At 60.8% G+C, this 20,842-nt stretch carries 20 protein-coding genes and 1 pseudogene; 15 read left to right on the plus strand and 6 right to left on the minus strand.

The features are described from left to right. The first annotated feature begins 135 nt into the window (after positions 1 to 135). The 5 genes from pgi (at position 136) to AC1Q9F_RS27705 (ending at position 8,350) form a co-directional block, all read left to right on the plus strand. Positions 136 to 1,800: a glucose-6-phosphate isomerase gene (gene pgi / locus AC1Q9F_RS27685; protein WP_192562428.1), complete on the plus strand. Its 1,665-nt coding sequence runs from the start codon at positions 136 to 138 to the stop codon at positions 1,798 to 1,800. Between the two features lie 114 nt (positions 1,801 to 1,914). Further along, complete coding sequence (gene acs / locus AC1Q9F_RS27690) at positions 1,915 to 3,852, plus strand: acetate--CoA ligase (protein WP_492620710.1); 1,938 nt, start codon at positions 1,915 to 1,917, stop codon at positions 3,850 to 3,852. 100 nt (positions 3,853 to 3,952) lie between these two features. Next, entirely contained in the window at positions 3,953 to 4,969 is a 1,017-nt protein-coding gene (locus AC1Q9F_RS27695; RefSeq protein ID WP_207983959.1) for a class I SAM-dependent rRNA methyltransferase, read from the plus strand. Between the two features lie 133 nt (positions 4,970 to 5,102). After that, complete coding sequence (locus AC1Q9F_RS27700) at positions 5,103 to 8,054, plus strand: DUF748 domain-containing protein (RefSeq protein ID WP_492620711.1); 2,952 nt, start codon at positions 5,103 to 5,105, stop codon at positions 8,052 to 8,054. Beyond that, on the plus strand, positions 8,054 to 8,350 hold the full coding sequence (locus AC1Q9F_RS27705; protein ID WP_007959599.1) for a DUF2845 domain-containing protein: 297 nt from the start codon (positions 8,054 to 8,056) through the stop codon (positions 8,348 to 8,350). The genes AC1Q9F_RS27700 and AC1Q9F_RS27705 overlap by 1 nt, the downstream gene beginning before the upstream one ends. A 166-nt stretch (positions 8,351 to 8,516) precedes the next feature. Here AC1Q9F_RS27705 and AC1Q9F_RS27710 read toward each other — a convergent pair whose 3' ends face one another. Both AC1Q9F_RS27710 and AC1Q9F_RS27715 read right to left on the minus strand, forming a co-directional pair. Next, complete coding sequence (locus AC1Q9F_RS27710) at positions 8,517 to 8,873, minus strand: BON domain-containing protein (protein WP_085608680.1); 357 nt, start codon at positions 8,871 to 8,873, stop codon at positions 8,517 to 8,519. A gap of 310 nt (positions 8,874 to 9,183) precedes the next feature. After that, on the minus strand, positions 9,184 to 9,600 hold the full coding sequence (locus AC1Q9F_RS27715) for a pilin (protein WP_492620712.1): 417 nt from the start codon (positions 9,598 to 9,600) through the stop codon (positions 9,184 to 9,186). A 226-nt stretch (positions 9,601 to 9,826) separates the two neighbouring features. On the opposite strand from AC1Q9F_RS27715, the gene pilB reads away from it, so the two are divergent. The 5 genes from pilB to yacG are packed head-to-tail and all read left to right on the plus strand — an operon-like array spanning position 9,827 to position 14,438. Next, the gene (gene pilB, locus AC1Q9F_RS27720) at positions 9,827 to 11,527 is read left to right on the plus strand and encodes a type IV-A pilus assembly ATPase PilB (RefSeq protein ID WP_207983961.1); all 1,701 of its coding nucleotides are present in this window, start codon (positions 9,827 to 9,829) and stop codon (positions 11,525 to 11,527) included. Between the two features lie 2 nt (positions 11,528 to 11,529). Further along, on the plus strand, positions 11,530 to 12,747 hold the full coding sequence (locus AC1Q9F_RS27725; protein ID WP_207983962.1) for a type II secretion system F family protein: 1,218 nt from the start codon (positions 11,530 to 11,532) through the stop codon (positions 12,745 to 12,747). Position 12,748: 1 nt separating this feature from the next. Then, positions 12,749 to 13,621 carry a prepilin peptidase gene (locus AC1Q9F_RS27730; RefSeq protein ID WP_492620713.1) on the plus strand — a complete coding sequence of 291 codons (873 nt, stop codon included), beginning with the start codon at positions 12,749 to 12,751 and terminating at the stop codon, positions 13,619 to 13,621. After that, positions 13,618 to 14,241 carry a dephospho-CoA kinase gene (gene coaE, locus AC1Q9F_RS27735; RefSeq protein WP_207983964.1) on the plus strand — a complete coding sequence of 208 codons (624 nt, stop codon included), beginning with the start codon at positions 13,618 to 13,620 and terminating at the stop codon, positions 14,239 to 14,241. Before AC1Q9F_RS27730 ends, coaE begins: the two co-directional genes overlap by 4 nt. Further along, positions 14,238 to 14,438, plus strand: a complete 201-nt coding sequence (gene yacG / locus AC1Q9F_RS27740; RefSeq protein ID WP_011335983.1) for a DNA gyrase inhibitor YacG — start codon at positions 14,238 to 14,240, stop codon at positions 14,436 to 14,438. Before coaE ends, yacG begins: the two co-directional genes overlap by 4 nt. A gap of 6 nt (positions 14,439 to 14,444) precedes the next feature. On the opposite strand, the gene AC1Q9F_RS27745 is transcribed toward yacG, so the two are convergent. Continuing rightward, positions 14,445 to 14,660 carry a hypothetical protein gene (locus AC1Q9F_RS27745; protein ID WP_492620714.1) on the minus strand — a complete coding sequence of 72 codons (216 nt, stop codon included), beginning with the start codon at positions 14,658 to 14,660 and terminating at the stop codon, positions 14,445 to 14,447. 65 nt (positions 14,661 to 14,725) lie between these two features. Next, positions 14,726 to 15,415, minus strand: a complete 690-nt coding sequence (locus tag AC1Q9F_RS27750) for an energy-coupling factor ABC transporter permease (protein WP_492620715.1) — start codon at positions 15,413 to 15,415, stop codon at positions 14,726 to 14,728. A 133-nt stretch (positions 15,416 to 15,548) separates the two neighbouring features. Between AC1Q9F_RS27750 and AC1Q9F_RS27755 the strand changes: the two genes are divergently transcribed. The 5 genes from AC1Q9F_RS27755 (at position 15,549) to AC1Q9F_RS27775 (ending at position 18,909) form a co-directional block, all read left to right on the plus strand. After that, on the plus strand, positions 15,549 to 16,175 hold the full coding sequence (locus AC1Q9F_RS27755) for a DUF1780 domain-containing protein (RefSeq protein ID WP_007959580.1): 627 nt from the start codon (positions 15,549 to 15,551) through the stop codon (positions 16,173 to 16,175). After that, positions 16,172 to 16,699: an MOSC domain-containing protein gene (locus tag AC1Q9F_RS27760; RefSeq protein ID WP_085655054.1), complete on the plus strand. Its 528-nt coding sequence runs from the start codon at positions 16,172 to 16,174 to the stop codon at positions 16,697 to 16,699. The genes AC1Q9F_RS27755 and AC1Q9F_RS27760 overlap by 4 nt, the downstream gene beginning before the upstream one ends. A 51-nt stretch (positions 16,700 to 16,750) precedes the next feature. Further along, positions 16,751 to 16,924, plus strand: a complete 174-nt coding sequence (locus AC1Q9F_RS27765) for a DUF3094 domain-containing protein (protein WP_007909875.1) — start codon at positions 16,751 to 16,753, stop codon at positions 16,922 to 16,924. A 66-nt stretch (positions 16,925 to 16,990) separates the two neighbouring features. Beyond that, entirely contained in the window at positions 16,991 to 18,289 is a 1,299-nt protein-coding gene (locus AC1Q9F_RS27770) for an NAD(P)/FAD-dependent oxidoreductase (protein WP_085689761.1), read from the plus strand. Positions 18,290 to 18,501: 212 nt separating this feature from the next. Continuing rightward, positions 18,502 to 18,909, plus strand: a complete 408-nt coding sequence (locus AC1Q9F_RS27775; protein ID WP_007959573.1) for an HvfA family oxazolone/thioamide-modified RiPP metallophore — start codon at positions 18,502 to 18,504, stop codon at positions 18,907 to 18,909. Positions 18,910 to 18,981: 72 nt separating this feature from the next. Here the strand turns inward: AC1Q9F_RS27775 and AC1Q9F_RS27780 are convergent, their stop codons facing one another. Both AC1Q9F_RS27780 and AC1Q9F_RS27785 read right to left on the minus strand, forming a co-directional pair. Beyond that, entirely contained in the window at positions 18,982 to 19,845 is an 864-nt protein-coding gene (locus AC1Q9F_RS27780; protein WP_492620803.1) for a methyl-accepting chemotaxis protein, read from the minus strand. After that, positions 19,837 to 20,607 (minus strand): annotated as a pseudogene (locus AC1Q9F_RS27785) (MCP four helix bundle domain-containing protein); the annotation flags it as partial. The pseudogene AC1Q9F_RS27785 and the gene AC1Q9F_RS27780, both read right to left, overlap by 9 nt. Between the last annotated feature and the right edge of the window lie 235 nt (positions 20,608 to 20,842).

Below are 20,842 nucleotides of genomic sequence, written 5' to 3' on the forward strand. Positions count from 1 at the left end.
TCGCGGCGCTGGGTTTACTGTATTCGCCCTGCGCCAAAGTAATCGTGTCGACGCAGTTGCCCCCTCGCCCAAACATGGCGGGGAGGTCTTTTCAGAGTTCAAAAGGCCGTTCAAGTAAAAAGGAAAACCGCAGCGATGGCGTACTACCGCACTCCTCATGACGTTACCGCTCTGCCTGCCTGGCAAGCGTTGAAAGATCACCGCCAAGCCATGCAGGATTTCAGCATGCGCGAAGCCTTCAACGCCGATCCGCAGCGCTTCAATCAGTTCACCCTCAGCAGCTGCGGACTGTTTCTCGACTATTCGAAGAATCTGATCAACGCCGAGACCCGCAACCTGCTGGTGGGTCTGGCCAATGAAGTCGATCTCAAGGGCGCGATCAAGGCCCTGTTCGACGGCGAAATCGTCAACTCCTCCGAAGGCCGCCCGGCGCTGCACACCGCCCTGCGTCGCCCGGTCGGCGACAAGCTGTCGGTCAACGGCGTCAACGTGATGCCTGAAGTACACAAGGTGCTGAACCAGATCACCGATCTCGTGGGCCGCATCCACGACGGTCTGTGGCGCGGTTACACCGAGAAGCCGATCACTGACGTTGTGAACATCGGCATCGGTGGTTCGTTCCTCGGCCCCGAGCTGGTCTCCGAAGCCCTGCTGTCCTACGCCCAGAAAGGCGTGCGTTGCCATTACCTGGCGAACATCGACGGCAGCGAATTCCACGAGCTGACGCAAAAACTGCGCGCCGAGACCACGCTGTTCATCGTTTCCTCGAAGTCGTTCAACACCCTCGAAACCCTGAAAAACGCTCAGGCCGCACGCGCCTGGTACCTGGCTCAGGGTGGTTCGGAAGCCGAGCTGTATCGCCACTTCATCGCCGTATCGAGCAACAATGCCGCCGCCGTGGCCTTCGGTATCCGCGAAGAAAACATCTTCCCGATGTGGGACTGGGTCGGCGGTCGTTACTCGCTGTGGTCGGCCATCGGCCTGCCAATCGCGCTGGCCATCGGCATGTCCAACTTCAAGGAACTGCTGTCCGGTGCCTACACCATGGACCAGCATTTCCAGAGCGCGCCGTTCGAACAGAACATGCCGGTGCTGCTGGCCCTGCTCGGCGTGTGGTACGGCAACTTCTGGGGCGCGCAAAGCCACGCGATCCTGCCGTACGACCACTACCTGCGTAACATCACCAAGCACTTGCAACAGCTGGACATGGAATCCAACGGCAAGAGCGTGCGTCAGGACGGCACCGCAGTGTCGACCGACACTGGCCCGGTGATCTGGGGCGGCGTCGGCTGCAACGGTCAGCATGCTTACCACCAGTTGCTGCACCAAGGCACCCAACTGATTCCGGCCGACTTCATTGTGCCGATCGTCAGCTTCAACCCGGTCTCCGACCACCACCAGTGGCTGTACGCCAACTGCCTGTCCCAGAGCCAGGCGCTGATGCTCGGCAAGACCCTGCCGGAAGCCGAAGCGGAACTGCGCGACAAAGGCATGAGCGAAGACCAGGTGCAGAAACTCGCACCGCACAAGGTGATCCCGGGCAACCGTCCGAGCAACACCATCGTGGTCGAGCGCATCAGCCCGCGTCGTCTCGGCGCACTGGTGGCGATGTACGAACACAAAGTCTTCGTGCAAAGCGTGGTCTGGGGCATCAACGCCTTCGACCAGTGGGGCGTGGAACTGGGCAAGGAACTGGGCAAAGGCGTGTACAACCGCCTGGTCGGCAGCGAAGAAACCGCCGCTGAAGACCCGTCCACCCAAGGCCTGATCAACTACTTCCGCGGCCGTCACCGCGGCTGATCCAGCCCTGAACACACCCCCTCGCCATGAGGGGGTGTTTGTTTACAGGTATTGAACCCTCCCCGCTCTCGGCGCATCTTTATCCTTGTCGCACAACAAGAATAAGGAACCGTCATGTTCGATATCAGCACGTTCCCCAAAGCCGATGCCGTCCGCCGGGCTGCACAGTTGAGTCAGGACGACTACCAGCGCCTGTACCGCGAATCCATTGAACACCCCAGCACCTTCTGGGCCGAACAGGCCACCCGCTTCCTCGACTGGAGCACGCCGTGGCAGACCGTCCAGCGCTATGACCTGAAGACCGGCGAAGCCGCCTGGTTTGCCGGTGGCAAGCTGAACGTCAGCTACAACTGCATCGACCGCCACCTGGAAAAGCGCGGCGATCAGACTGCCATCCTCTGGGAAGGCGACGACCCTGCCGAATCGACGCAAATCACCTACAGCAAACTCCATCACCACGTCTGCCGCCTGGCCAACGTGCTGAAAAGCCGTGGCGTGAAGAAAGGCGACCGGGTGTGCATCTACATGCCGATGATCCCCGAAGCGGCCTACGCCATGCTCGCCTGCGCGCGGATCGGCGCAATTCACTCGGTGGTGTTTGGCGGTTTCTCTCCGGACTCGTTGCGCGACCGTATTCTCGATGCGGACTGCCGCACCGTGATCACCGCCGACGAGGGCGTGCGTGGTGGCAAATTCGTGCCGCTGAAACAGAATGTCGACAAGGCCCTGCAGAGTTGCCCGAATGTCAGCACCGTCGTGGTGGTCGAGCGCACTCAGAACAAAGTTGACTGGGTCGAAGGCCGCGACCTCTGGTATCACCAGGCCGTGCGCGACGTCAGCGACGATTGCCCGCCGGAACCGATGGACGCCGAGGATCCGCTGTTCATCCTCTACACCTCGGGCAGCACCGGCAAACCCAAAGGCGTGCTGCACACCACCGGCGGTTACCTGCTGCAAGCGGCGATGACCTTCAAGTACGTGCTCGACTACCGCGACGGCGAGGTGTTCTGGTGCACCGCCGACGTCGGCTGGGTCACCGGCCACAGTTACATCGTCTACGGCCCGCTGGCCAATGGCGCGACCACGCTGATCTTCGAAGGTGTACCGAGCTATCCGAGCACTTCGCGGTTCTGGCAGGTGATCGACAAACACAAGGTCAACATCTTCTACACCGCCCCCACCGCCCTGCGCGCGTTGATGCGTGAAGGCGCCGGCCCCTTGCAGGAAACTTCGCGACAAAGCCTCAGATTGCTCGGCAGTGTCGGTGAGCCGATCAACCCGGAAGCGTGGGAATGGTATTTCAACGTCGTAGGCGAACAACGTTGCCCGATAGTCGATACGTGGTGGCAGACCGAGACCGGCGGCATCATGCTCAGCCCGCTGGTCAGCGCCCAGCGGATCAAACCGGGTTGCGCCACCCAGCCGATGTTCGGCGTGCAACCGGTGCTGCTCGATGAGCACGGCAAGGAAATCAAGGGCGCCGGCAGCGGCGTGCTGGCGATCAAGTCGAGCTGGCCGGCGCAGATCCGCAGCGTCTACGGCGATCCGCAGCGCATGATGGACACCTACTTCAAGCCCTACCCCGGTTACTACTTCACCGGCGACGGCGCCCGCCGCGACGAGGACGGCGATTACTGGATCACCGGGCGCATCGACGACGTGATCAATGTCTCCGGCCATCGCATCGGCACCGCCGAGGTGGAAAGTGCGCTGGTGCTGCACGACAGCATCGCCGAGGCCGCCGTGGTCGGCTATCCCCACGACGTCAAAGGCCAGGGGATTTATGCGTTCGTCACACCGATGAACGGCACCGAGCCCAACGACGAACTGAAGAAAGAACTGCTGGCCCACGTCAGCAAGGAAATCGGCAGCTTCGCCAAACCGGACCTGATCCAGTGGGCCCCGGCCCTGCCGAAGACCCGCTCGGGCAAGATCATGCGGCGGATCCTGCGCAAGATCGCCTGCAACGAACTCGACAGCCTTGGGGACACCTCGACGCTGGCGGATCCGAGCGTGGTGCAGGGCTTGATCGATAAACGCTTGAACCAGTAAGCGCAGCGGCAAGCGGCGAGCCTCAAGCTTGAAGCTCGCCGCTTGCAGCCGAGTTGCTGCTAAACTCCCGCGCCCCGATTCCCTCCAGCAAGGCGCCCGCATGTCTTCCTTGAACCTGGCGCTGCGCGCCGCCCTCGATCAACGCCAGGATCTGCTCGCCGAGCTGCACCGCCAGGGCACCGATTGCTATCGGCTGTTCCACGGCAGTCAGGAAGGCGCCGGCGGCCTGACCATCGACCGCTACGGCCCGCAACTGATGGTGCAAAGTTTCCACCAGACCCTGGCGCGCGAAGACCTGCTGCAACTGCACGCCATGGTCAACCAGACCCTGGGCCTTGAAACCCTGCTGGTTTACAACGACCGCTCCCGTGGCAACTCGCGGATCGACCGTGAAGACAGCGTCTACCGCGCCGACGACGCGGCACTGGCGGATCTGGTCGGCCACGAATGGGGCCTGAATTACCGTGTGCGCGGACGCCACGCCGGGCAGGATCCGCTGCTGTTCCTCGACCTGCGCAACACCCGCGGCTGGGTCAAGGATCACGCCAAGGGCAAAAGCGTACTCAACCTGTTTGCCTACACCTGCGGCGTCGGTCTCAGCGCAGCAGCCGGCGGAGCGCGCGAAGTGTGTAACCTGGATTTCGCCGAGGGCAATCTGGCGGTGGGACGCGAGAACGGTCAGCTCAATCCGCACCTGCCGACCATGGAATTCATCCAGTCCGACTACTTCCCGGCGATCCGCCAACTGGCCGGCCTGCCGATCAGCCAGCGTCGCGGGCAGAAACTGCCGAGCTATCAGCGTCTCGAACAGCGCCAGTACGATCTGGTGCTGCTCGACCCGCCCGCGTGGGCCAAGAGTGCGTTCGGCACCGTCGACCTGCTGCGCGATTATCAAAGCCTGCTCAAGCCAGCCCTGCTGACCACCGCCGAGAATGGCGTGCTGATCTGCTGCAACAATCTGGCGAAAGTCAGCATGGACGACTGGCGCGAACAAGTGCTGCGCTGCGCCGAAAAAGCCGGGCGGCCGGTGCGTGAATGGAGCGTGATGACGCCAGGTGCCGACTTCCCTTCGCGGGATCAACAACCGCCGTTGAAGACACTGATTCTGCAGCTCTGATCTTTACCCCTGCAGGAGCAGCCTTCGGAAGCTCCTACAGAAATTGCAGACAAATCTGAACAATCCTGTCTCGTGCGATGTACTTCGGAACCGGAATCGCGTGCCATACTCCAAGGCACTCCGATTCAGACAGATGAAGCCGCACATGCCCAAAGGATTGATTCGCGCGATTGGCGCCCTGTTGACTGCCCTGGCCCTCTACAGCCTGCTGGGGTTCCTGATTTTGCCGGGCATTGCGCTCAGGGTGGTGAATCAGCAACTGGCCAACTACGCCACGGTGCCGGCGCATCTGCAGCGCATCGAACTCAACCCGTTCAGCCTTGAACTCACGTTGTGGGGCCTGGTGATCGGCGAGCCGGGCAAGGAACAGGTTGGCTTCGAACGGTTGTACGCCAACCTGCAACTCGACAGCCTGTGGACCAAAGCCCTGCATCTGTCAGACATCGAACTGGAAAAATCCAGGACCGAGATCCTGTTCGCCAAGGACGGCCAGCTCAACCTTCTCAGTCTGTTCAAGCTCCCGGCCAGCGAGCCCACCCCGGCCGATCCCGACGCCAAACCCTTTCCGCTGCGCATCGACCGGATCCAGCTGGCCGGCGGCAACCTGCACTTCGTGGATGCGCGCCCCAGCGAGCCGATCGAATTCGTTTACGACAAACTCGATTTCGAACTGAAAAACCTCAGCACCCTGCCCGAAGATAATGCCGACATGACCCTCGTCGCGATCGGTCCGGCCGGTGGGCAGATCGACTGGAAAGGCAATTTCAGCCTGGTTCCGATCGCCTCCGAAGGCACCCTCAAGATCACCGACGGCAAGATGAAAGCCTTCTGGCCTTACGTGCGCGACGCCGTGCCACTGGTGCTGGAAGAGGGTGTCGTCAGCCTGAGCACCGACTACAAGCTCAACCTGTCCAAGGAAACAGAACTGCTGCTGAGCAACGTCGCGGTCAACATCGCGCCGTTCGCGATCAAGGCGCCGGACGGACGTCAGCTGGCGAAACTCGAGCGTCTCGACGTCAGCGACACCACCGTGGACCTGGCCAAACAGCAAGTGGTGGTCGGCAAGATCCGCAGCCAGAAACTGGAAACCTGGGCAGCCCTGGAAGCGGACGGACAACTGGACTGGCAGAAACTGTTTGCCAGCCAGCCATCGAAACCCGCCGCCAAAGCGGCGGCGGAACCGAAAAGCACTCCGGCCGCCGCCGACTCGCCGAAACCCGAGCCGACCGCGCCGAGCAAGCCATGGCAGGTGCTGCTCAAGGACGTGCAACTGCGTGACTATAAAGTGCATCTGGCCGATCGCTCGGCGAAGCCCGAAGTCACCCTGGATGTCACCCCGCTGAACGTCGATCTGCAGAATTTCGACAGCCTCAACGGCTCGCCTTTCAACCTCAAACTCGACACCGGCCTGGGCAAGCAAGGCAAGATCAGCGCCGACGGCGTGGTCAATCTGGCCCCGGTCACCGCGCAGCTCAACGTGAAAACCCAGGACATCGACCTGCGGGTCGCGCAGTCCTACATCAACCCGTTCATTCGTCTCGAACTGCGCAGCGGCATGCTCGGCAGTGACCTGAAAGTGAACCTCAAAAGCACTGACCCGCTGGCCCTCAGCGTCACCGGTCGTGCCCAGGTCGATCAGTTGCACACCCTCGACACCCTGAAAACCCGCGACTTCCTCAAGTGGCAGCAAGTGGTGGTCGAAGGCTTGAACTATCAGCACGGCGACAGCCTGTCGATCGACAAGGTCAATCTGTTCCAGCCATATGTGCGGTTCATGATCAACGACGACCGCACCACCAACATCGACGACCTGCTGATCCCGCAGCCGGCGGATTCGGGGGCGAAGCCCGCCGCGGCGAAACCGGCGAGCAATGACAAACCGCTGGGCATTCACATCGGTGGCATCGCGATCAACGACGGCTCGGCCAACTTCGCCGACTTCAGCCTGACCCCGAACTTTGCCACTGCGATTCAACAGCTCAACGGCCAGATCGGCACCATCGACAGCCGTCAGGCGAAGCCCGCCAGCGTCGACGTCAAGGGCAAGGTCGACCGCTATGCGCCGGTGACCATCAAGGGCGCGGTCAACCCCTTCGACCCGATGGCCAGCCTCGACATCGCCACCAGTTTCAAACGCGTCGAACTGACCACCCTGACCCCCTACTCCGGCAAGTTCGCCGGCTACCGGATCCGCAAGGGCCGACTCAATCTTGACCTGCATTACCTGATCACCAAGGGACAGCTCAAGGCAGAGAACAAGGTAGTAGTCGAGCAACTGCAACTGGGAGAGAAAGTCGACAGCCCGGATGCCGTGAGCCTGCCGCTGAAACTGGCGATCGCCCTGCTCAAGGACGTCGACGGCAAGATTTCCATCGAGCTGCCGGTCACCGGTGACCTGAACAACCCGCAATTCAGCGTGATGCCGATTGTCTGGCAGACCCTGCGCAATCTGATCGTCAAAGCCGCCGCCGCGCCGTTCAAGCTGATTGGCGGTCTGGTCAGCGGTGGCGGCTCGGAAGACCTCGGCACCGTATCCTTCGCACCGGGCTCCAGCGATCTGAGCAAAGACGCCGAAGCGGCGCTGGTGAAACTGTCGCAAGCGCTGAAGGAGCGTCCGGCCCTGCGCCTGGAAATCGAAGGCACCGCGGCAAAAAGCAGTGACGGCCCGTTGCTCGCCGAACAGCGCCTGGAACGTGAATACCAGTACAACTACTACAAGATGCTCCAGCGCCGGGGCGACAAGGTGCCGGCTCAGGCTTCGCTGATTCAGGTACCGGATAACGAAAAAGGCCCGCTGCTTGAGGGCATCTACCGCACCCGCCTGAAAACCCAGCCACCGGCCGAATGGAAGGATCTGGGCAAAGAAGAACGCACGGCGAAAATGCGCGCCGACGTGATCAAGTTCTGGAGCTCCAGCGACGTGCTGCTGCGCCAGCTCGGTCAGGACCGCGCCAGCAGCATCAAGGATTACCTGGTGGACAAGGGCCAACTGGCCGACGATCGCGTGTACTTCATCGACGCCAATCTCGGCGAAGCGGAAAGCGACGGCCGGGTGGTGACACAGATGCATCTGGATGCCGAGTGATGAACTGCAAATGGCTGGCTGCATTGGGGCTGGCGTTGATCGCCAGCCAGGCTGCGGCGTCCGATACCCTGCGTTGCGGCAGCCAACTGGTGAGCCTTGGCGACCGCGCCAGCGAAGTGCTGCAAAAGTGTGGCGAGCCGGTCAGTCGCGATCTGCTCGGTTACAAGCGCAGCGCCAACCGTCGTGAAGAGTTTCAGGTCGAGGAATGGACCTACGGCCCGAGCAACGGCATGTATCAATACCTGCGTTTTGAAGGCAATCGCCTGAAACAGATCAACAGCAAACGCGGCAACTGACCTCTCCGCTTTTCCCGTCCCTGAAATAGAACAGGCCCCGACATGAATGCCGGGGCCTGTAATGGCCACAATCCTTGTGGCCGTTCGCATGAACTCTAAAGTGCGGCAGACGTATTGCTCGGCCCGCCTGTCGCGTCTTCTCCCGGTTCAGGCGAGAAGTCTTGCCTTACTCGGCTTTCAGGCCGTCAGCGGAGACCGCTTTGACGCCTTTGATTTTCTTGGTGATGTTCACTGCGGTGGTTTTCTGGGCTTCGGTGATGGCGACCTCGGAGGACAGGGAAACCACACCTTTGTTGGTTTCGACTTTGATGTCGGTACCAGGGATGCCTTTTTCGGTTACCAGATCGCTTTTGACTTTGGTAGTGATCCAGGTATCGGAAGTAGCTTCTTTAGCCTTGGTGACTTCACCGGCAGCCAGGGTCATTGGAGCCTGAGTGGTCTGAGTCGATTGAGCAAATGCACCGGAAGCCATGGTCAGGGTCAGCGCGGTAGCAGCAGCGGCAGTGATAGCGAACTTCTTCATACGAGTAACTCCTGTTTTTCTGGAAAGTCTGCTGCGTGTCTTGTCAGCAGGGTTACCGGAGATATTGCGAACGCTGTGCCAACTTTTAAAAACTCAATAAATCGTTATAAATCAATAGCTTAATAATTCTGAAAATTTCCGGAATCATGCAATTTGCATGACCTTGTGCAAAAAGACATGCAAGTTGCGGCTTTTCTGAAAGTTCCTAACTCGCTGAAATTATTGAAGCTTTTATTAAACCGTCAGTCATGAAAAATGCCCCGCAGTGCGGGGCATTCTTTATAGAGCAGCCAGCTTTAAGCGTTGTGGATCAAACGCCCGGGCAACTGGTGGTCGAATAGTCTTTCGAACCCGAGAACTTGCACGACCAACCTGCTGCTGCCGTACGGGTCAGGGTGACGGTTTGCCCCAACACAGGCGCCGGAGCGTTGAGCAAGGTGCAGGTGATGGTCCCTGTGCCGTCGGCAACTTTACCGCTCGCCGCCAGCGTGCAATTTTGTGTCGCAGTCGTACCCGCATTGACGTTGGTAATGCTCGGATCAGTAGAGCCGGCATTGATGACGTCTTCGAAGTTGACCTTAAGCCCCGACGCTTCGGCTATCCCCGCCGTGACCTTGGCCCGCGCCTGATATTTGGAGTACTGGGGCAAGGCAATCGTCGCCAGAATCCCGATGATCGCCACAACGATCAGCAGCTCGATCAGAGTGAAACCTTGTTGTTTCTTCATAGACACGCTCCATGCATGAGTCGGAATCTCATGATCTGAAAAGGACTCAGCACAGCCCGTGCCAAGCGCTTGAAGCCCCGGTCTGCTGGGCGTGATCCGGACGTCGTGCCGATTCCTACAACCCGTAGCCGCACTATCTGACACTTTTTGTCACCTGCACCCCGCGTGTTTGGCGCTGTCACTTGACTAGGCTATAAGTCATGAACGGCAAGCACGTGGAAACCCCATGAATGACATCGCTCTGAGCGGTCTGGCCAAACAACTGGTCCAGGCCGAATTGCTCACGGAAAAGAGTGCCCAGCAAGCCTGGCAGCAGGCGCAGCGCAATCGCCTGTCGCTGGTCAGTTACCTGGTGCAGAACAAACTGGTGAAGAGCTGGCAGGTCGCCGAAATAGCCTCGGAGCATTTCGGCATGGCATTTCTCGACCTCAACTGTCTCGACAAGGAAACCCAGCCCAAGGGCCTGGTCAGTGAAAAACTGGTGCGCCAGCACCACGCCCTGCCCCTCTGGCGGCGCGGCAACAAACTGTTCGTGGGAATTTCCGACCCGAGCAATCATCAGGCGATCAATGACATTCAGTTCAGCACCGGGCTGAGCACCGAAGCCATTCTGGTCGAGGACGACAAACTCACCGACGCCATCGAAAAGTTCTTCGACACCCACGCCACCGGCCTGGAGGAGATGGCCGATGTCGACCTCGACGGTCTGGACATCGAGTCGGCCGACGACGGCAAGCAGGACACGCTCGGCGGAATCGACGCCGACGATGCCCCGGTGGTGCGCTTCGTGCACAAGATGCTGCTGGACGCGATCAAGAGCGGCTCATCCGACCTGCATTTCGAGCCTTACGAAAAGAACTACCGGGTGCGGGTACGTACCGACGGCATTCTGCGGGAGGTGGCCAAGCCGCCGATTCAGCTCGCCGGGCGCATTGCCGCACGCCTGAAGGTCATGGCCAGCCTCGACATTTCAGAACGGCGCAAACCCCAGGACGGGCGGATCAAGATGCGTCTGTCGAAGAGCAAATCGATCGATTTCCGGGTCAACACCCTGCCCACGCTCTGGGGCGAGAAAGTGGTAATGCGGATCCTCGACCCGTCCAGTGCCCAGATCGGCATCGATGCCCTCGGTTACGAGCCGGAGCAGAAAGACCTGTACATGGCCGCCCTCAAACAGCCGCAAGGCATGATTCTGGTAACGGGCCCCACCGGCTCGGGCAAAACCGTGTCGCTGTACACCGGGCTGAACATCCTCAACACCGTCGATATCAACATCTCCACCGCCGAAGATCCGGTAGAGATCAACATGGAAGGCATCAACCAGGTCAACGTCAATCCACGTCAGGGGATGGACTTTGCCCAGGCCCTGCGCTCGTTCCTGCGTCAGGATCCGGACGTGATCATGGTCGGCGAGATCCGCGACATCGAAACCGCCGAAATCGCGATCAAGGCCGCCCAGACCGGGCACCTCGTGCTGTCCACCCTGCATACCAACAGCGCAGCGGAAACCCTCACCCGTTTGCACAACATGGGCATTCCCGGCTTCAACATCGCGACCTCGGTGAGCCTGATCATTGCCCAGCGCCTGGCGCGAAAACTCTGCAGCCACTGCAAGAAACCCATCGAGATCCCCCGCGAAACCCTGATCAAGGAAGGTTTCCCCGAGGAACGCATCGGCCATTTCACGATCTATGAGCCCGTTGGTTGCGATCACTGCAACGGCGGGTACAAGGGTCGCGTGGGGATTTATGAAGTGGTGAAGAACACCCCCGAACTGCAACGACTGATCATGGCCGAGGGCAACTCACTGGAAATCGATATACAGATGCGCCGGGACGGCTTCAACGACCTGCGCACCTCGGGCCTCATCAAGGCCATGCAAGGCATCACCAGCCTTGAAGAAATCAACCGGGTCACCAAGGACTGAACATGGCGGTCAAGGCAGCGAAAATCAGCGTCTACGCCTGGGAAGGCACGGACCGCAAAGGCAGCAAGGTGACCGGCGAGCTGAGCGGCCAGAACCCCGCACTGGTCAAGGCCCAATTGCGCAAGCAGGGCATCAACCCGGGCAAGGTACGCAAGAAATCCGCCTCGTTGCTGAGCTTCGGCAAGCGCATCAAGGCCCAGGACATTGCCCTGTTCACCCGGCAGATGGCGACCATGATGAAGGCCGGCGTGCCACTGTTGCAGTCATTCGACATCATTGGCGAAGGCTTCGAAAACCCGGCCATGCGCAAGCTGGTGGACGAGGTGAAACAGGAGGTCGCGGCTGGTAACAGCTTCGCCGCCGCGCTGCGCAAGAAGCCGCAATATTTCGACGAGTTGTACTGCAACCTGGTGGATGCCGGCGAGCAGTCCGGCGCCCTCGACACCCTGCTGGAGCGGGTCGCGACCTACAAGGAAAAGAGCGAAAGCCTCAAGGCCAAGATCAAGAAGGCCATGACCTACCCGTCCGCCGTGGTGCTGGTGGCGGCGGTGGTTACCGGCATTCTGCTGATCAAGGTGGTGCCGCAGTTCCAGTCGGTGTTCTCTGGCTTCGGTGCCGAATTGCCAGCCTTCACGTTGATGGTGATCAGCCTGTCCGAATTCATGCAGCAATGGTGGTGGGCGATTCTCGGTGTGCTGGTGGCCGGTTTTTTCGGCACCCGCCATGCCCTGAAAAAATCCCAGGCCCTGCGCGACCGGCGTGACGCCTGGTTTCTCAAGCTGCCGCTGGTGGGCACGCTGATGTACAAGTCCGCTGTGGCGCGGTTTGCCCGGACCCTGTCGACCACCTTCGCAGCCGGTGTGCCGTTGGTTGAAGCGCTGGACTCGGTGGCCGGCGCCACCGGCAACGTGGTGTTCAAGCGCGCCGTGATGCGCATCCGCCAGGACGTTTCCACCGGCATGCAGCTGAATTTCTCGATGCGCTCCACCGGCATATTTCCGAACATGGCGGTGCAGATGACTGCCATTGGCGAAGAGTCCGGCGCACTGGACGAGATGCTCGACAAGGTCGCGGGTTTCTATGAGGACGAAGTGGACAACATGGTCGACAACCTCACCAGCCTGATGGAGCCGTTCATCATGGTGGTGCTCGGGGTGATCGTCGGCGGTCTGGTAGTGGCGATGTACCTGCCGATCTTCCAACTCGGCTCAGCGATCTGACATGCCTATCGACGAACTCTTCAGTCTCTACCCACTGGCCTTTGTTTTCACCGCCCTGCTGCTCGGGCTCGTGGTCGGCAGTTTTCTCAACGTGTTGATCTGGCGCCTGCCGAAAATGCTCGAGCGCGAATGGCGCCAGCAGGCTCACGATGTGTTGGGGCTGCCCGGTGAAGCGCCGTTGCCCACCTACAACCTGATGCTGCCGCACTCGCAATGCCCGCACTGTGGCCACCGGATCCGCGCGTGGGAAAACATCCCGGTGTTGAGTTACGTGTTCCTGCGCGGGAGCTGCTCAAGTTGCAGCGCACCGATCAGCAAGCGCTACCCGCTGACCGAACTGGCCTGCGGTCTGCTCTCGGCGTTCATCGCCTGGCACCTGGGTTTCGGCTGGCCGGCGTGCCTGCTGATCGTGCTGACCTGGGGCCTGTTGGCCATGAGCCTGATCGACACCGAGCATCAGTTGCTGCCCGATGTGCTGGTGCTGCCGCTGCTGTGGCTGGGGCTGATCGTCAACAGCTTCGGGCTGTTCGTGCCGCTTCACGATGCCCTGTGGGGCGCGGTGCTGGGCTACATGGCGCTGTGGTCGGTGTTCTGGCTGTTCAAGCTGATCACCGGCAAGGACGGCATCGGTCACGGCGATTTCAAGCTTCTGGCGCTGCTCGGGGCTTGGGGCGGCTGGCAGATTCTGCCGCTGACCATCCTCTTGTCCTCGCTGGTGGGCGCCGTGCTCGGGGTGATTTTGCTCAAGCTGCGCAACCAGAAAACCTCGACGCCGATCCCCTTCGGCCCGTATCTGGCAATTGCCGGCTGGATTGCCTTGCTCTGGGGTGGTCAAATAACCGGCTTCTATTGGCAGTTTGTCGGTTTGAAATGAATACCCCTGTGGAAAAACCCTGGATTCTCGGCCTGACCGGCGGCATCGGCAGCGGCAAAAGCGCTGCCGCCCAGCACTTCATCGATCTTGGTGTCCACGTGGTGGACGCCGATCACGCGGCGCGCTGGGTGGTCGAACCGGGCCGTCCGGCGCTGGCGAAGATCGCCGAACACTTCGGCCCTGATGTGTTGCAGGCCGACGGCACGCTGGATCGTGCGGCACTGCGCAAACTGATCTTTGAGGTGCCGGAGCAACGGCGCTGGCTCGAAGCGCTGCTGCATCCGCTGATCGCCGAGGAAATCGCCCATCACCTGGCGCTGGCACAATCGCCTTACGCGATTCTGGTCTCGCCGCTTTTGATCGAATCCGGGCAATACGCGATGACCCAGCGGATTCTGGTGATCGACGCCCCGCAACAACTGCAGATCGAACGCACCTTGCAGCGTGACCAGACCAGCGAACAGCAGGTTCAGGCGATCCTCAAGGCCCAGTCCAGCCGCGAAGACCGCGTCAGCCGTGCCGACGACGTGGTGGTCAACGACCGCGACCTCGCCTGGCTGCACAGCGAGGTCGAGCGCCTGCATCACTTTTACCTGACTTTATCCGGAGGCCAATCATGAGCCAGACCCCAACCGTCAACTGCCCGACTTGCGGCGCGCCCGTGGAATTCACCCCGGAAAACAAATACCGTCCATTCTGCTCGGACCGCTGCAAACTGATCGACCTCGGCGCCTGGGCGTCAGAAGAGCACAAGATTCCCGTAGCCCCGGATGCCGAGGACGAACTGTTTTCCGGCGATTTCGACCCGCGTCACTGATCCCGTTCAGGGTCGCATGAAGCCGTAGTCCTGATCGTCGTCGAGGTTTTCCGCCAGAAAGCGCAACTCGTCGGCCAGGTCTTCGGCGTTGCGCACCGCCTTGCTCTGCTGCACCACCGCACTGAGCAAGGCGCGCAGGCTTAGGCCCGGATCGAACCCCACCTCCTGCGCCATCTCCATACTCTGCCGGGTTTCCTGTCTCGCCCACTCATACACGCTCATGCCGCTGCTCCTGAAGGGATTTGGCCGAGCATGAAATGCCGTGCGCAGAGCGGATTTGATGTGGATCAAGACTTGGGATCGTCGTCCTTCCACGGCGCCGAAAGGTAGCGAGTTCGGTTGAAAGTCTCCAGCCATTCCGGGCAGAACACCACCAAGGCACTGACCACCATGCCGTTGATGAAGGCTTCGGGAAAAATCAGCAACCACAGGTAACCGACGAAATCTTCCAGCCATTCGGGCATGGCAAAGAGGCCGTCGTACCAGAGCAACGTCAGGCTCAGCGTCAGGCAGAACAGCGCCGACAGCGCCGCAGCGAAAAAGCCGGAACAGAAGATGTACACGAACGGATTGCGCGGTTGGGCGCGCTCGACCAGGATCGCCACGCATTCGGTGATCAGCACCGGCAACAGGATCAGCAAGGCGCCGTTGACCCCGACGGCCACCAGATCCTGACGTCCCAACAGCACCAGTCCCAGCTGCGCCACCAGTCCGCCGACGATCGCCAGCGGCCAGTCCAGCAGCAGCGTCACCGCTGTCATGCCGATGAAGTGGTAAGACACCCCCGTGTCGAAATCCCTGCGCACCAGCCACAGCAGAAACAACGCGAACACCGTGCCGAACAGCAAGTGCTGACGGCGGTTGTCGCTGAACAGTTCGACCCACGGTGCCTGAACAATCGCCCAGAGCAGCACCGGCAGGTAAATCAGCCAGCCTAGGGTCAGACTTGTCGATGACAGCAGTTCTGCACCGATCATGATCCCATCACCTTCATTCGCACCGCAGACTCCTTTGATTGGCGCTCCTGCGGCGAAGTCTACACCTGCACGGCGGGACATCTGCCGATGCAAAGCTTTCTGCTTGTCGCAATTGAACGCTAAGCTTGGGCCTATGGATGACTCAGATTATTTACGCCTGCTGACCATCGCGGCCGAGCAAGCCAACGCCTTCCTGTCCAATGCCCGCAAATGGGAGCGTGAGCGTTGGGTCTGCCAGCGCCTGCTGCAAGGCTTGAATATTCCGTATCGCGCCGACGAATTCGCCCCCGCCGGTGAGCCGCCGGACGTGTTGTTTCGCGACGCCAATTTCGAAGTGTTTTTCGTCCTCGACGAGGGCCGTCGGCTCAACGACGAATGGCGCGATGAGCTGCAACGGCGACGCAGTGCGTTTTCCCTCAGCCAACTGGTGCGCCGTGAAGCCAAGCCGCGGCGGATTCCGGCCAATGAATTTCTGCTGAGACTGGCGCCGACCTTGCGCAAGAAAGCGCACAACTACAAAGAACGCGGGATGGATCTGGGCGAGTTGGACATCATTGCCTTCGCCAGCCTCAAACGCGAAGTGCTCGACCTCAACAGCCACTTTCCGCCGCCCACCGAATACCTGCGTCAGGGCTGGCGCTCGCTGTCGCTGGTCGGGCCGACCTTTGCGCGGGTACTGTTCGCCCATCCCGATGCCCCGGATTTCCTGCGCGGCAACCTGGGGCGCAGCATCGTCTTCGATGTCGGGATCAGCCTGTGACGCCACTTCAACAATTGATTGCCGATGTCCCGCAGACCGGATGCGTACGCTGGATTGGCGTGCGTCCCGAGTCCCGGGGGCCGATGCTCGCGCTCGATGCCGTGGAGGCGCGGCTTGAAGCCGGGCTCACTGGCGATCACGCTCGGCCCGGGGTACGCAATGCGCGGCAGGTGACGCTGATTCAGTGGGAACATCTGGCCGTGATCAGCGGCCTGATGGGCCGCTCGGCCGAACAACCGGTCACGCCTGAAGATCTGCGGCGCAATCTCGTTATAAGCGGGATCAACCTGTTCAGCCTCAAGGGGCGGCGCTTCCGCATTGGTCAGGCGATTTTCGAAACCACGGGCTGGTGCCAGCCGTGCGCGCGCCTGCAAAACAACCTTGGACCCGGAACGTTCCAGGCCGTGCGCGGGCATGGCGGAATCACCGCGCGAGTGTTACAAAGCGGGATCATTCGCCTCGGGGACAGTGTGTCTGTCGAACCGGTCCCGGACAGTGGCTATGCTGCGTTCAATCCCGGTTGAAAACCGCTGTAGCGTGTTCTCATTCAGTAACGTCTACCTGACGAGGCCTTTATGACCAGCCGCCTGAACCCCGAAGACCAGAAGCATGTCGAAGAGTACCTGCAGTTGTCCCAACACCGTGTCGAGCGCCGGCCATTCCGGCCGTGGATGCTCCTGGTGCTGGTGCTGGCAGTGACCATTGGTCTGGGCCTGTTGAGCCGATTTATCAGTTACCTGACGCTATGAGCTGCATCGCGCTCGCTCGGGTTACGACGACAAAGATTTCCTTTAAAAACCTTGCGAGCTATCCCTATGTCCCATCGTATTGTCATTGTCGGCGGCGGCGCCGGCGGTCTGGAGTTGGCTACCCGTCTGGGTAAGACTCTGGGCAAACGCGGCACCGCCAGCATCATGCTGGTCGACGCGAACCTCACGCACATCTGGAAACCGCTGCTGCACGAAGTGGCCGCCGGATCGCTGAACTCTTCCGAAGACGAACTCAACTATGTCGCCCAGGCCAAATGGAACCATTTCGAGTTCCAGCTGGGGCGCATGAGCGGGCTCGATCGTGAGCAGAAGAAGATCCAGCTGGCCGCTACCTACGACGAAAATGGCGTCGAGCTGGTCCCGGCGCGGGAAGTGCCCTACGACTCGCTGGTGATCGCGGTCGGCAGCACCACCAACGATTTCGGCACCCAGGGCGCCGCGCAACACTGCCTGTTCCTCGACACCCGCAAGCAGGCCGAGCGTTTCCACCAGCAACTGCTCAATCACTACCTGCGTGCACACGCCGGGCAGACCGATGCGGTCCAGCAGATCAGCGTGGCCATCGTCGGCGCGGGCGCCACGGGCGTCGAACTGGCGGCCGAGCTGCACAACGCGGCCCATGAACTGGCGGCTTACGGTCTGGACCGGATCAAACCGGAAAACATGCACATCACCCTGATCGAAGCCGGGCCACGGGTGCTGCCAGCCCTGCCGGAACGGATCAGCGGGCCGGTACACAAGACTCTGGAGAAACTCGGGGTCAACGTGATGACCAACGCGTCGGTCAGCCAGGTCACCGCCGACAGCCTGATCACCGCCGATGGCAACGAGATCAAGGCCAGTCTGAAAGTCTGGGCCGCCGGGATCCGCGCCCCGGGCTTCCTCAAGGACATCGACGGTCTGGAAACCAACCGTATCAATCAACTGCAAGTGCTGCCGACGCTACAGACCACCCGCGACGAAAACATTTTCGCCTTCGGTGACTGCGCCGCGTGCCCGCAACCGGGCTCGGATCGTAACGTTCCGCCACGGGCCCAGGCTGCGCACCAACAGGCGTCGTTACTGGCCAAGTCGCTGAAACTGCGGATCGAAGGCAAGACCTTGCCAGAGTACAAATACACCGACTACGGCTCGCTGATTTCGCTGTCGCGTTTTTCGGCTGTAGGTAACTTGATGGGCAACCTGACCGGCAGCGTGATGCTTGAGGGCTGGCTGGCGCGGATGTTTTACGTGTCGCTGTATCGCATGCACCAGATGGCGCTGTACGGGCCGTTCCGCACGGCGATGCTGATGCTGGGCAGCAAGATCGGACGCGGCACCGAGCCACGCCTGAAGCTGCACTGATGTAAAAAACACCGTGGGGGCTGGCTGGCCCCCACGGTGTTTTGTTTTCTACTGTATCTGCCCCCCGCTTTCCCCACCTTCGCTTACAAACGCCCCGCTCCTCGACACAGACGCGATACACCGCCACCGCTTAATGGCCACACCCGAGCACACCTGCTCCGGCTTGATCGCCCTTAACGTGTGGTTGCGCTGTGCAACCGAAGGAGAATGCAATGTCCCGTACTTCGAAAATCGGCAAAAACTCCCTTGGCCTGGTCGGTGCCGTACTGGCCGGCGGCCTGATGCTGTCCGGCTCGGTGTTCGCCGCACAACCGCTGGCCCAGGGCTACATGGTCGCCTCGGCCGAGACCTCGGTGAAAACCCCGGAAGGCAAATGCGGTGAAGGCAAATGCGGCGATGCGTCGATGGCCAAGACCGACACCGATGGTGACGGCAAGGTCTCGCGCGCCGAATTTCTGAAGGTCGCGCCGAAGTCTGACTTCGACAAGATCGACACCAACCACGACGGCTTCATCGACGAGCAAGAGGCGTACAACAACGTCAAAGCCAACTTCGAAGCCAATGGCAAGAAAATGCCGAAAGGTCTGTTCGAACACCTGAAAGACCAGGACGGTGCCTGATTTTTCAGACGCCCGACAAAACAAAGCCGCGCTTTCTCTGACGAGAAGCGCGGCTTTTTCACACCTGCATGATTACAACTGGAAGCGTCGCACCATGCCTTGCAGGGCGTTGGCCAGTTGCGACAGTTCATGGCTCGACGCGCTGGTTTGATCGGCACCCGCCGCCGAGCGCACCGACAGATCGCGAATGTTCACCAGATTGCGATCCACTTCCCGCGCCACCTGCGCCTGTTCTTCGGCGGCGCTGGCGATCACCAGATTGCGTTCCTGGATTTCGTGTACCGAGGCCGTGATCGTCTGCAACGCTTCACCGGCCCGCTCGGCCAGCACCAGCGTGGTGGCAGCGCGCGAGGCACTGGCCTGCATCGACTCCAGCGCCAGGTTTGAGCCGCTGCGCATGCCCTGCACCATCTGCTCGATTTCCTGGGTCGATTGCTGCGTGCGATAAGCCAGTGCCCGGACTTCGTCGGCAACTACCGCAAACCCGCGCCCGCTCTCCCCGGCCCGGGCCGCTTCGATGGCAGCGTTGAGTGCCAGCAGGTTGGTCTGTTCGGCGATCGCTCGAATCACGTCCAGCACTTTGCCGATGTCCTGCGACTGATTGGCCAGTGATTGCACCAGCTCGCCAGTGTGCTCGACTTCGCTGGCCAAGGCGTTGATGGCGCCGGCGGTTTCGCTGACCCGCTCCTGGCCCAACTGCGCGGATTCGCTGGACTGGCGGGTGGCGTCGGACGTCGACACCGCATTGCGTGCGACTTCCTCGACCGCCGTGGTCATCTCGTTGACGGCGGTGGCAGCCTGTTCGATTTCGTTGTTCTGCTGTTGCAGCCCTTGGGTGCTGTCGTGGGTGACCGCGCTCAGTTCGTCGGAAGCGGTCGCCAGTTGCGTGGCCGAGCCGCTGATGCCCTGCAGAGTTTCGCGCAGGTTCTGCTGCATGGTCGCCAACGCCTTGAGCAAGCGGCTGACTTCATCGTTGCCGCGGGTTTCGATCGGACGGGTCAGATCGCCTCTGGCAACGTGTTCAGCAGCGTCGACGGCGGCGCTCAGAGGGCGGACGATGCTGCGGGTCAGCAACATCGCCAGGGCCACGGTTGCCAAGGCCGCCAGAGCGATGAACAAGGTCACGATGGTGCGCGAGGTTTCGTAGTGGGCAGCGGAGGTCTGGCTTTCGGCGGCGACCTGACGGGCAAACAGGTCTGCCAGGTCATTGAGTTGTTTGCCGGAGCCGTCGACCACGGTTTTCATGTCGACCAGCAGCAGCTTGGTCAGCTCATCGCGTTTGCCTTGCTCGGCGAGGGTGAACGACTGGGCGATGCCGGTGCGGTAGGCAGCGAAGGTCTTTTTAAACTGATCGTACAACTGCTGACCTTCCGGGGTGGTCACCAGTCGGTCGTAGGCGGCGATTTTCTCGCTCAGCTCCTTGTCGCGGGTGTCCATCTGGCTGCGGTACGTGGCGATGTTGGCCGGATCCTGATCCAGCGCCATGCGCAGGGAGATGGTGCGAATGCGCAGCATGATCTCGCGAATCTCGTCGCCGCCGCGAATGCTCGGCAGCCATTGCTTCTCCACCGCCACTTCGCTGTCGCGGATGCTCGACATCTGCCCCAGCGCAAACACTCCGAGCAACGCCACGAGTACCGCGATGAGGGCAAAGCCCAGGGCGGCACGGGGAGCAATATTCAACTGACGAAGCAACATGACGAACGCCCTTTTTCTTGTATTGGCCGGATGCAAGGGGCGATCGATGGCAGGCCCCTTTCGTTAGCGGGCTATCGGCAAGTTGTACGATGACTTGAATGAAACATTTCCGGAGGGCAAAAAAAATCCCCGTATCTTTCGATACGAGGATTTTTAATATGGTCGGGGTAAGGGGATTCGAACTCCTGACATCCTGCTCCCAAAGCAGGCGCGCTACCGGACTGCGCTATACCCC

The sequence above is a fragment of the Pseudomonas sp. GW823-FHT04A03 genome (genome assembly GCF_058796615.1).